Source organism: Lentzea rhizosphaerae, assembly GCF_042649515.1.
GTDB classification, from domain to species: Bacteria; Actinomycetota; Actinomycetes; order Mycobacteriales; family Pseudonocardiaceae; genus Lentzea; species Lentzea aerocolonigenes.
The window spans coordinates 564,553-575,851 of the sequence record NZ_JBHRZI010000015.1 but is presented as its reverse complement, the minus strand read 5'-3'; the positions used below and the strand labels follow the sequence as shown (position 1 = coordinate 575,851).

The window sequence follows — 11,299 nt, the reverse complement described above, 5'->3', positions numbered from 1 at the left end:
GCTTTCCCCGCCAAACAAGTACGCGGGCCGAGGTGAGAACCAGCGCAAACACCGTCCCATCTCGCAGGACACCGGCAGTGACCTGAGCCACCCGCCACAGGCCAGGGCAAGCCCCCTGTCTATGCTCGTTAACAGTCCGGACACATTGCGGTGCCCGGTCGGCGCGGGCCAGCCGCCCCCGACCACGCCCGCGCCCCACGATCCGACCCTTCCTGGGAGCGATGTCCGTGAGCAACACGAGCCGACCCGTTGTCCTCATCGCCGAGAAGCTCGCGCCGTCCGTTCTGGACGCTCTCGGCGACGGCGTCGAAGTGCGCCACGTAGACGGCACCGACCGCGCGGCCCTCCTCGAGGCCGTGCAGGACGCGGACGCCCTGCTCGTCAGGTCCGCCACCCAGGTCAACGCCGAGGTCTTCGCCGCCACCCGCAAGCTCAAGGTCGTGGCCCGCGCCGGTGTCGGCCTGGACAACGTCGAGGTTCCGGCGGCCACCGCGAACGGCGTGATGGTGGTCAACGCGCCGACGTCCAACATCGTCAGCGCGGCCGAGCACGCCGTCGCGCTCCTGCTCAGCGTCGCCCGCCAGATCCCGGCGGCGCACGAGACGCTGCAGAACCACGAGTGGAAGCGCAGCAAGTTCAACGGCGTCGAGCTCAACGGCAAGACGGTCGGCGTGGTGGGTCTCGGCAAGATCGGTCAGCTGTTCGCGCAGCGCATCGCCGCGTTCGGCACGACGCTCATCGCGTACGACCCGTACGTGTCCGCTCAGCGCGCCGCACAGCTCGGCATCGAGCTCGTGACGCTGGAGGAGCTCCTCGAGCGCGCGGACGCCATCAGCATCCACCTGCCGAAGACGCCGGAGACCAAGGGCCTCATCGGCGCCGAGCAGCTCGCGAAGGCCAAGCGGGGCGTCATCATCGTCAACGCCGCCCGCGGTGGCCTCATCGACGAGGAAGCGCTTGCCGAGGCGGTCCGGGAGGGCCAGGTCGGCGGTGCCGGCATCGACGTCTTCTCGACCGAGCCGACCACCGAGAACCCGCTGTTCAACGTTCCGGGCATCGTCGTCACCCCGCACCTGGGCGCGTCGACCAGCGAGGCGCAGGACCGCGCGGGCACCGACGTCGCGAAGAGCGTCGTCCTCGCGCTCGCCGGTGACTTCGTGCCGGACGCCGTGAACGTCCAGGGCGGTGCGGTCGGCGAGGAGGTGCGCCCGTACCTGCCGCTCGTGCAGAAGCTCGGCACCGTCCTCAGTGCACTGTCGCCGAAGGCGCCGACCAGCGTCACGGTCGAGGTGCGCGGCGAGCTGTCCAATGAGGACGTCCAGGTGCTCCCGCTCGCGGCGCTGCGCGGGGTCTTCTCCAAGGTCGTCGAGTCGCAGGTGACGTTCGTCAACGCCCCGCAGCTCGCCGCGGACCTCGGCGTGAACGTGGACCTGGTCAAGGAGACCGAGAGCCCGAACCACCGCAGCCTCGTCACGGTCAAGGCCGTGCAGGCGGACGGCAGCTCCAACAGCGTGTCCGGCACCATCAGCGGCATCGCCCAGGTCGAGAAGCTGGTGAACATCAACGGCCGCAACTTCGACCTTCGGGCCGAAGGAACCGTGCTGCTGCTGGAGTACCCGGATCGTCCGGGTGTCATGGGCACGGTCGGCACGCTGCTCGGCGAGGCCGGCGTGAACATCGAGGCCGCGCAGATCAGCCAGACCGGCAGCGACGCCGTGATGGTGCTGCGGGTGGACCGCCCGGTCGACACCGCCGTGCTCGACCCGATCGGTGCCGCCGTGGGAGCGCGCACGGTCCGCTCTGTCGACTTCGGATAGTCACGACAAACCGGGACGGGGGCGGCAAAGTCCCCCTCCCGGTTACATCGTCGTTCACAACGAAGTCGTAACAGGCAACTATCTGTAGAACATATTCATACTTTCGGGGCAGTCGCAGACACACGATCAGCGATTAGCGTCGCCACGAGGTTGGCCCGGTGCCGTAGAGGGCGCGGCACATTTTGCATTCGGGTCGGAAGCACACACCTCGGTTGGGGCAACGTTGTGAAGAGACGATCGAGTCTGGTGGTGTTCTCTGCCATCACCACACTGCTGATCGCACCCGCCACGGCACAGGCGCAGAGCGAACCGCTCGCGCAGCCGGTCAAGGGTGCACACGGGCTGGACGCGAAAGCGTTGCAGCTCAAGGTTTCTCCCAGGCTGAACCAGAACGGCAAGGTCACCGCGTTCGTCGCGCTCGACCGCAAGCCGGCCGTCGACGCGTTCGACGAGAAGAAGAGCCAGGGCAAGGAAGTAGCGAAGCAGGCCGCCAAGCAGGCGAAGAACGACGTGTCGGCGACGGTCGACCAGGTCGTCGGCCAGCTCAAGACGGCGGACACCGCCACCAAGGAGCTGTACCGCACGTCCAACGGCGTTCCCGGCGTCGTCGTGAACGCCGACGCGCAGAAGGTGCGTGAACTGGCCCAGCGCCAGGACGTTCTCGCCGTCTACCCGGTCGTGCCGAAGACGCGCCAGAACTCCAACGCCGTCCAGCTCACCAGGACGCTCAACGTCTGGCAGCAGTACGGCAAGCTCGGCGACGACGTGCGGGTCGGCATCATCGACACCGGCGTCGACTACACGCACGCGAACTTCGGCGGTCCCGGCACCGTCGCGGCGTTCAAGGCCGTCGACCCGCGCGCGAAGGACCCGAACTTCCCGACCGCGAAGGTCGTCGGCGGTTACGACTTCGTGGGTGAGGACTACGACGGGTCGAGCACCGACCCGGCGGTCAACACGCCGAAGCCGGACCCGAACCCCATCGACTGCGACGGCCACGGCTCGCACGTCGCCGGCACCACCGCCGGTTTCGGTGAGAACGCCGACGGCAGCACGTTCAAGGGCGACTACACCAAGCTCACGCCGGAAGCCCTCAACGCGATGAAGATCGGCCCCGGCACCGCGCCGAAGGCCCTCATCTACGCGCTGAAGGTCTTCGGTTGCGAGGGCTCGACGAACGTCACCTCGCAGGCGCTCGACTGGGCGCTCGACCCCGACGGTGACGGCGACTTCTCCGACCACCTCGACGTGGTCAACCTGTCGCTCGGCTCCGACTACGGCGCCCCGGACGACCCCGACAGCCTCTTCGTCAAGAAGCTGTACAAGGTCGGCGTCATGCCGGTCTTCTCCGCGGGCAACGGTGGCGACCTCTACGACATCGGCGGTTCGCCGGGCAACACGCCCGAGGCGCTGACGGTGGCGTCGACGCGCGACTCGTTCGTGCTGCGCGACGGTGCCGAGGCAGGCGGCCAGGTCAAGCCGGGTCAGTACAGCCAGAACTTCACCGGTTACATCGGCTACGACAAGACCCTGCCGGTCGTGAAGCTCACCCAGGCGGGCAACCTCGACGGCTGCCAGGCGATCACCGAGAACCTCGCGGGCAAGTTCGTGTGGCTCGAGTGGGACGACAACGACGCGACGCGCCGTTGTGGTTCGGGTGGCCGCACCAACAACGCGCAGGCCGCCGGTGCCCAGGGCGTGGTGCTTTCGTCCACTTTGAACAACTTCAACGCGGGCATCGCGGGCAACGCGACCATCCCGGTGTTCCAGTTCACCGGCGACGCCACCAACCAGGTGCGCCCGCTGCTGGACGCGGGCACGCTGACCGTCCGCCTCGCGGGTGCCCTGCGCACCACGGTGCCGACCTACGACCAGTCCATTTCGGACACGCCGAGCTCGTTCACGAGCCGCGGCACGCGCAACGGCTCGATCAAGCCGGACGTCGCGGCGCCCGGTGACACGATCTCGTCGACGGCCGTCGGTTCCGGCAACGACCGCCTGGTGATCTCCGGTACGTCGATGGCGTCCCCGCACGTCGCCGGCATCGCCGCCCTGGTGCGCCAGACGCACCCGGACTGGTCGCTGGAAGAGGTCAAGGCCGCGATCATGAACACGTCCGGCGCGGACGTGAAGGAGAACGGCAAGACCTACGCTCCCAACCGCGTCGGCACCGGCCGCGTGGACGGCAAGGCCGCCATCGACAACCAGGTCCTGGCCTACGTCGAGGACGACCCCGGCTACGTGAGCGCGAACTTCGGCGTCGTCGAGGTCTCGAAGCCGGTCTCGAAGACCAAGACGATCAAGATCGTCAACAAGTCGACGAAGGCCGTGGAGTACAAGGTCGGCTACACCGCCGCCACGTCGATCCCCGGCGTGAGCTACGTGCTCTCGCAGGACAAGGTGAAGCTGAGCCCGCGCGGCGTCGCCCGCGTCAAGGTGACGCTGAAGATCGACGACCCGAAGGCGCTGCGCAAGACGGTCGACTCGACCGTCGAGCCGACGCAGCTCGACGTGCCGCGGCAGTTCCTCGCGGACGCGTCCGGTCGCGTGACCCTCACGCCGACCGCGGGTGCGACGGTGCCGCTGCGCCTGTCGGTGTACTCGGCGCCGAAGCCGGTGGCGGACATCAACACCGCCTCCACGCTGAAGTTCCGCGGCAACGACAAGCAGGCCGTGTTGAACCTGACCGGCCGCGGCGTCGACCAGGGCACGGGCTCGCAGGCCTACCGCTCGCTGATCAGCGTTCTCGAGCTGCAGGCCCAGTCGCCGAAGCTGCGCGACTGCCGCCGCAACGTCACCGAGAACTGCGCGCTCAACGAGACCGCCAAGGGCGGCGACCTGCGCTACGTCGGCGCGGCCTCCACGGCCCCGCTCGCGAAGGCCCAGGGCAAGCCCGAGGAGTCGCTGCTCGCGTTCGGTGTCGCGACGTGGGGCAACTGGTACAACCTCGGCAAGAACACGGTTCCGTTCGTCGACATCGACACCAACGGCGACGGCACCGCGGACTTCGAGACGTTCGCCACCCGCCTGACCGACACCGACCTGCTGGTCGCGTCCACGGTCGACCTCAAGACGGGTGAGACGGTCGACATCCAGGGCGTCAACGGCCTGTTCGGCGACGTCGACGCGAACACGTCCGACACCAACGTCGTGGTCCTGCCGGTGCTGCTCACGGCACTGGGCATCGACCCGTCGAAGGACTCGGCGCGGATCTCGTACGTCGTGGGCACCGGTGGCTTCTACGTGGCGCCGGGCAACGCGAACAAGCTGGTCGACGTCATCGACCGCAACCTGTCCTACGACCCGCTCAAGCCGGGTCTGTGGGCGCAGGGCGGTGGCGACGCGGCGCTCTCGTACGTCGCGAAGCCGGGCACCGCGCTCGTGGTGAACAAGGACGAGGCGGCGCTGAAGGCCGACAAGTCCGAGGGCCTGCTGGTCCTCAACCACCACAACGCCAACGGCGACCGCGCGTCGGTCGTCCTGGTCCGGTCGGGCCGGAGCTCGGCCTACTAGTTCCGGTTTGACTGCACGCGGGGACCTTTCGTTCACATGGAGCGAACGAAAGGTCCCCGCGTGCTCGTAGAAGGGGCCTGGATTCCGCACGCGGAACCCAGGCCCCTTCTGGTGTGAGCAGGGGTGTCACCCCTTGACGCGACAGCTGTACTGCGGTCGAGTGACACCCGAAAGTGCGGAATGGGCCGTGTGGGTGTCCCGCAGTACGGGAGAAACCACCCCGAAGGGGTGTCCGGCATGCGGCGAGTGGCGGCGATGCCGGTAGCCTTTCGCGAAGGAAAGTAGTCCCACTAATTGGGGACGGACACCTGGGAGGTGTGTGGATGCGGCTCGCAGTGATCCCAGGAGACGGGATCGGGCCCGAGGTCATCGCTGAGGCCCTGAAGGTCCTCGGCGAGGTCGTTCCGGCGGCCGAGATCACTCGCTACGACCTCGGCGCGGCGCGCTGGCACGCCACGGGAGAGTTGTTGCCCGAGTCGGTGCTGGGAGAGCTTCGCCAGCACGACGCGATCCTGCTCGGCGCGGTGGGCGACCCGTCGGTGCCGAGCGGAATTCTGGAGCGGGGGCTGTTGCTGCGCCTGCGCTTCGAACTCGACCACCACGTGAACCTCCGCCCTGCTCGTCTCTACCCCGGCGTCCGCAGCCCGCTCGCGGACCCGCCGGAGATCGACATGGTGGTGGTCCGCGAGGGCACCGAGGGCCCGTACGCGGGCAACGGCGGACTGCTCCGCAAGGACACCCCGCACGAGATCGCCACCGAGGTCTCGCTCAACACGTCGTTCGGCGTGGAGCGCGTTGTCCGCGACGCCTTCGCCCGCGCGTCGAACCGCCAGCGCCGCCACCTGACGCTGGTGCACAAGACGAACGTCCTCACGCACGCCGGCTCGTTGTGGTCGCGCGTCGTCGAGGAGGTCTCGCTCCAGCACCCGGACGTGACCGTGGCGTACCAGCACGTCGACGCGGCCACGATCCACATGGTCACCGACCCCGGCCGCTACGACGTGATCGTGACGGACAACCTGTTCGGCGACATCCTGACCGACCTCGCCGCCGCCGTCACGGGTGGCATCGGCCTGGCCGCGTCGGGAAACCTGGACGTGACGCGCCGCAACCCGTCGATGTTCGAGCCGGTGCACGGCTCGGCACCCGACATCGCGGGCCAGGGCATCGCGGACCCGACGGCCGCCGTGCTGTCCGTGGCGCTGCTGCTCGACCACCTCGGCGAGCACGAGGCGTCGCGCCGGATCGAGGCCTCCGTTGCGTTCGACCTCGCGACCCGCGACCACCAGTCGCCGGGCGCGACCTACGCGATCGGTGACAGGCTCGCCGCTCTCGTGTCGTCGAACGTCCGCACGGGCTGAGCGTTCTCGGCTGTTCCGGCTCCCGGCACCTGCGTGGTGCCGGGAGCCGAGCCGTCTACGGGGACTGTTCCAACCGCGTGGCGCGCGGCTTCAACTCCTCCGCGGTCTCGTCCCGGTCGGGACCGAAACTGAGGAGGTCGGCCGCTGCCTCGCGCAGCAGCTCCGGGTCGTCCGGCCGCTGCAGGCAGGCCAGCCGGTACGCCGGATTGCGAGCCCACACCGGAAGAGCCATCCAGTCGGCCGCCCGCACGTCCCGCAGGGCGGCCAGGATCTCCGGGTCCTCGTCCACCGAGGTGATCAGATCCCGCGCCGCTCTGGTGTCCTCGAACGTTCGCGCCGGCTGAATTTTCGAAGTACGCGGGGAGCTTTCGTACTCTCGGAGAGCACGAAAGGGCCCCGCGTGCGTTTCAGAGCTGGCCGTGCGCCTCACGCCACGCGCGCTCCTTCTGGATCCACACGTTGTCCTGCGGGAACTCGTCGATCGTCGGCACCCTGCGGATCTCGGTCTTGAACCCGGCCGCCCTGATCGGGGCGCGCTTGGCCCACTCGACCGCCTCCTCCTTCGAGGAGACGTTGATGATGTAGAAGCCGTTGAACAGCTCCTTGGCCTCGCCGTACGGCCCGTCCGTGACGAGCGGCGGTTCGCAGGAGTAGTCGACGACGACACCCTGCGCCGGGTCGTCGAGGCCCTCGGCGGCCAGCAGCACGCCCGCGCGGATCATCTCCTCGTTGAACTGGCCGGTGAGCTCCATCATCTTGTCGAAGTCCACGTCGCCCAGGTTCGCCCAGGCCTCGTCGGTCGCGCGCCAGATCAGCATGAACTTCATGGTGTGTCTCCCGTGTCTGTGCGGGGCTCCTCAGCCCCTCGGCATCCACAGGTCGAACGGGGCCGGCGGGGGATCGACACGACCGCAGAACATTTTCCGAAGATCTTTTTTTAACGTCCGTCCGACACGGACGGTGAGTCCTCGGTAACGTACCGCTCTGCCGATCTGGGGGGATTGGTCAGAACGGGAGAGGCATGCACAACGAAAACCCGGCGGTGGAGCACGCACGGCGCTACCGCAACGGCGAGGGGGAGCCGGAGGCGTTCGTCGAAGCCTTCCGGAAGAGCACGGTCTACCTGCAGCGGATCGATCCGCTGTCGCTGCCGGTGATCACGATCGAGGGACTGAGCTGGCTCGCCGCCTTCTCCAGTCCCGAGCTGTTGCGGCAACACCTCGAGGCCAGGCGCGAGAGCATCGATGTCGGCTACCTGGCAGTCACCGGTGAACGGCTGCTCGACCACTACCTGCGCGCGTTGCCGAAGCCCACCGGTGTCGTCTTCGACAACGGGACCGGGCACATGATGACTCTGCCTCCGGTGCGCGGCATCGTCGCCGACGACGTGGCGGTGGACGCGTGACCGGCTTCGGCGTCGACCTCACCGCGATGGGGCAGGCGATCAAGGGCATCAACGACACGGTTGCCGCGCTGAAGGAGATCGCGCCGGACGGTGGCCACCTCGCGTCCACCACCAGCACCTTCGGGATGCTCTGCCCCGGCCAGGACGAGTGCGGTGACGAGGTGCTCGCCGATGCGCTGGAGGAGTTCTTCGACCGGTGGCGCTGGGGCCTGCGGCACCTGGTGAAGGAAGGCACGGAGATGGTGTCCGCGCTCACCGACACCAAGAGCGTGTACGAGCAGGCGGAGGACAAGGTCAAGGAGGCGTTCCAGCTCCTGCTCGGCAACCCGAACTCCCACGACGACCCGACCAAACAGTCCTGGGAGGACCTGGCCAAGTCCGGCCTGAACCAGACCACGCCGGGTGAGCAGTGGGACAAGGCCACCAAGGGCGCCGCGGACGCGTGGGACTCGTCGGTCAAGGACATCCTCGGCGAGGAGACCTCGTTCAAGAAGGCCGGTGACCGCTCGTGAGCTTCTTCGGCCGCAGCGAGCTCGGTGACACCGACGATCCCAAGGAGCTCGTCCCCGGCAATGTCGCGACCCTCGAGGAGACCGCGAACGGGTTGCGCAAGCTCTCGACCGCCTGCCAGGAGGCGTACGCCGGAGTGTCCAAACTGGACGTCGGCCACTGGACGGGGCAGGCGGCCGAGAAGTTCGGCGGCTACTTCGCCAAGGAGACTCCGAGGTGGCGTGACGCGGCGGAGGCGTTCGGTCCGGCGGTGGACGCGCTGACGACGTACAAGGGTGCGGTCGAGCGCGCCCAGCGCGATGCCGCCGAGGCGATCCGCATCTACAACGAGTCGAAGGCGGAGACGCGGGCGGCTGAGAAGGAGTACGACGCCGCGTCGGCGCAACACGAGAAGGCCTCGCTGGACGCGTTCGCGAACGGTGGTGCCGCACCGGGTCCGCTCGCGCCGTTCAGCGATCCGGGAAAAGCCAAGCGGGAAGAGGCCGAACGGATCCTCGCCGACGCGCGGAAGGCGGTGAAGGACGCGGCCGCGCAAGCCGCCTCGGTGATCGACAAGTCGAAGGACAAGGCACCGGAGGAACCAGGCTTCCTCTCCAAGTTCGTGGCGACGGCCGAGGACACGTTCGAGAAGATGTCCGAGCAGGTGGAGAAGTTCGGCGACGGCCTGGGCAGGTCCGTGACCAGCCTGGTGACGTTGATCCGAGCAGGGAACCCGCTCGACCCGTACAACGTGGCGCATCCCGGCGAGTACGCGGCCAACATGATGAAGCAGGCCTCGGGCATGGTGCACATGGTCACGCACCCGGCAGAGGCCGTGAAGGGCATCCTCAACTTCGAGGAGTGGAAGAAGGACCCGTTCGGCGCGGCGGGCCAGCTGGTCGGTGACATCGCGATCGGCATCGCGACGGACGGCGCCGGTCTGGCCGGCACGGCGGAGAAGGCGATTGCCCGCGAGGCGGCGGAGGCCGCCGCGCGGGAGGCGACCGAGCAGGCCGCCACCAGGCTCGGCAGGCACGTCGACGACGGCAGGCCGCCGTGGTTGCGGGAGGACTACGAGCCCTCGTCGCACACGGCGGAGTACAACCCGCACCACGGCGACGAACCGTTCGGTCCGCAGAAGACGGACCCGGACCAGCCCGACGCCCCCTCCGAGCACCGCGAGCCCGACTCGCCGGCGGAGGAACCGAAGCGCGAGCCGGACGAGCAACCCAGGGTCCGGGAACCGGAACACCTGCCGGAACCCGACAAGAGCGACTACTTCTACCTCAAGGACCTGGTCGGTCGGATCGAGAGCGGCCTGGGCGACCTCCGTCCCGACGAAGCGTTCAGGCAGCGGGAAGTGATGAACAGCTACCGGCAGCAGATGCGCGACATCATGGCCAAGCACGCCTGACGCACCCAGGAGTTCGTACCGATGCACCCCCAGCAACCGCCTATGCGTCCGCAGCACCCGATGCGTCCGCCGCAGCGACAGATGTCACCTCCCCAGCAGCCGGTGGAGGAGCTCCCCGAGTGGACGAAGGGCGGCGAGTTCCCGCCGGTGTCGCGGAACATCCCCCTCCACGGCAAGGATCCCGCCTCCGGCAAGGAACAGCTCTGGGTCGGCCGGGTCGTGTGGCAGGCCCGGACGGTGAAAGAGATCACGATGGCCGTCTACGGCCCGTTCGGCCGCAAGATGTCCACCGGCGAGTCCGTGTTCGACGCCCTGCTCAAGATCCGTGTCGAGCTGGAGGACCGGGAGCAGCACGATCCACCGTGGAAGGTCCTGGTGAAGGGCTCGCGGCGGGACGTGTGGCACGTCGGCCACAAGGTGTCCGTCTTTCCCGGCGACCGGGCGGAGGTGCTCGTCCCCGGCGAGAAGGCGACCGAGTCCGTCGACGTGCTCGCGATGCTCGGTCCTGACGACACACCGAAGTTCGGCCTCGTCGAGCACCAGATGGCGAACTGCATGGAGTACTTCCGCCGCTTCGAGCCGGAGTTCGGTGCGGGAGGTGTCCTCTGACGATCAGGCCAGCCACAGGACGAAGGAGATCAGCAGCATCCAGTGCTGGCCGGCGACCGCCGCGGCACGCCACCCCGGTGCGGCCAGGCGCGAGATCCAGAGGCTGAACGGCACGAACAGCAGCCCAACCACGAAGTAGACGAGCGGCAGCAGCCAGAGTCCGTCGGCGGTGCCACCCTGGGCCGCTGTGATGAAGAACGTGCCCATCACGCCGACCAGGAACATGCCGAGGTAGAACGCCGCGTTGCGGTGCCAGAGGAACACCGGCAGCGGCGTCACCGCGATCGCCCAGCCGGTCAGCGCCTGCGGCAGCACCTGGCACGACGCCGGCGTGCAAAAGGCCTGGTTCAGCGCGCCGGCGAGCTGCTGCTGCAGGACGAAGCCGCCCAGGATGCCGAGGAGGAGCGCGACGAACGCGATGAGGGCGATGGTGTTGTCGTCCACCTGAGACACCTTCGCCGTGCCGTACTCCTTCCGCAGTCGCTCACGCCGCTGTCGTCTTCGGTCGCCCAGGTCCATGTCTGTCAGACGCGTCTCCGCCCGATTTTGTGGAGTGGCTCGTGGGTTAGGGTGAGCTCGTCGTGCACGGGGGAAGTCCGGTCGAAGTCCGGCGCTGACCCGCAACGGTAGGTCCTCCACGAGGGCGAGCCCGAATACCCGCACACGGCTGAAGAGAACCTCCGACTCCTGC

10 protein-coding genes and 1 riboswitch are annotated in these 11,299 nt (G+C 68.3%); of the genes, 7 read left to right on the top strand and 3 right to left on the bottom strand.

Annotated elements, in window-relative coordinates:
- Window positions 1-227: 227 nt before the first annotated feature.
- From serA to ACFOWZ_RS19695, 3 genes are all read left to right on the top strand, one after another.
- The gene (gene serA, locus ACFOWZ_RS19705; RefSeq protein WP_382374439.1) at window positions 228-1,817 is read left to right on the top strand and encodes a phosphoglycerate dehydrogenase; all 1,590 of its coding nucleotides are present in this window, start codon (window positions 228-230) and stop codon (window positions 1,815-1,817) included.
- A gap of 243 nt (window positions 1,818-2,060) precedes the next feature.
- On the top strand, window positions 2,061-5,330 hold the full coding sequence (locus ACFOWZ_RS19700; protein ID WP_382375101.1) for a S8 family serine peptidase: 3,270 nt from the start codon (window positions 2,061-2,063) through the stop codon (window positions 5,328-5,330).
- Between the two features lie 323 nt (window positions 5,331-5,653).
- A complete protein-coding gene (locus tag ACFOWZ_RS19695; protein ID WP_030467904.1) occupies window positions 5,654-6,691 on the top strand; it encodes a 3-isopropylmalate dehydrogenase in 1,038 nt (345 codons plus the stop codon).
- A gap of 55 nt (window positions 6,692-6,746) precedes the next feature.
- Here ACFOWZ_RS19695 and ACFOWZ_RS19690 read toward each other — a convergent pair whose 3' ends face one another.
- On the bottom strand, window positions 6,747-6,980 hold the full coding sequence (locus ACFOWZ_RS19690; protein WP_382374436.1) for a hypothetical protein: 234 nt from the start codon (window positions 6,978-6,980) through the stop codon (window positions 6,747-6,749).
- A gap of 118 nt (window positions 6,981-7,098) precedes the next feature.
- Window positions 7,099-7,518, bottom strand: coding sequence for a YciI family protein (locus ACFOWZ_RS19685; RefSeq protein WP_382374434.1), 420 nt, complete (start codon window positions 7,516-7,518; stop codon window positions 7,099-7,101).
- Window positions 7,519-7,712: 194 nt separating this feature from the next.
- Between ACFOWZ_RS19685 and ACFOWZ_RS19680 the strand changes: the two genes are divergently transcribed.
- From ACFOWZ_RS19680 to ACFOWZ_RS19665, 4 genes are all read left to right on the top strand, one after another.
- A complete protein-coding gene (locus tag ACFOWZ_RS19680; RefSeq protein WP_382374432.1) occupies window positions 7,713-8,096 on the top strand; it encodes an SseB family protein in 384 nt (127 codons plus the stop codon).
- A complete protein-coding gene (locus tag ACFOWZ_RS19675) occupies window positions 8,093-8,608 on the top strand; it encodes a hypothetical protein (RefSeq protein WP_382374430.1) in 516 nt (171 codons plus the stop codon). Before ACFOWZ_RS19680 ends, ACFOWZ_RS19675 begins: the two co-directional genes overlap by 4 nt.
- Window positions 8,605-9,999, top strand: a complete 1,395-nt coding sequence (locus tag ACFOWZ_RS19670; protein WP_382374428.1) for a putative T7SS-secreted protein — start codon at window positions 8,605-8,607, stop codon at window positions 9,997-9,999. The genes ACFOWZ_RS19675 and ACFOWZ_RS19670 overlap by 4 nt, the downstream gene beginning before the upstream one ends.
- An 81-nt stretch (window positions 10,000-10,080) precedes the next feature.
- Entirely contained in the window at window positions 10,081-10,608 is a 528-nt protein-coding gene (locus ACFOWZ_RS19665; protein ID WP_382374426.1) for a hypothetical protein, read from the top strand.
- Window positions 10,609-10,611: 3 nt separating this feature from the next.
- Here the strand turns inward: ACFOWZ_RS19665 and ACFOWZ_RS19660 are convergent, their stop codons facing one another.
- Complete coding sequence (locus ACFOWZ_RS19660) at window positions 10,612-11,052, bottom strand: hypothetical protein (protein ID WP_382374424.1); 441 nt, start codon at window positions 11,050-11,052, stop codon at window positions 10,612-10,614.
- A 101-nt stretch (window positions 11,053-11,153) separates the two neighbouring features.
- Window positions 11,154-11,287: riboswitch (cobalamin riboswitch) on the top strand.
- The last annotated feature ends 12 nt before the right edge of the window (window positions 11,288-11,299 follow it).

Bases quoted from the DNA above. Each gene is read 5' to 3' on its own strand.
- ACFOWZ_RS19685 (WP_382374434.1), bottom strand. From the start codon at position 7,518: ATGAAGTTCATGCTGATCTGGCGCGCGACCGACGAGGCCTGGGCGAAC.
- ACFOWZ_RS19665 (WP_382374426.1), top strand. From the start codon at position 10,081: ATGTCACCTCCCCAGCAGCCGGTGGAGGAGCTCCCCGAGTGGACGAAG.
- ACFOWZ_RS19695 (WP_030467904.1), top strand. From the start codon at position 5,654: ATGCGGCTCGCAGTGATCCCAGGAGACGGGATCGGGCCCGAGGTCATC.
- ACFOWZ_RS19680 (WP_382374432.1), top strand. From the start codon at position 7,713: ATGCACAACGAAAACCCGGCGGTGGAGCACGCACGGCGCTACCGCAAC.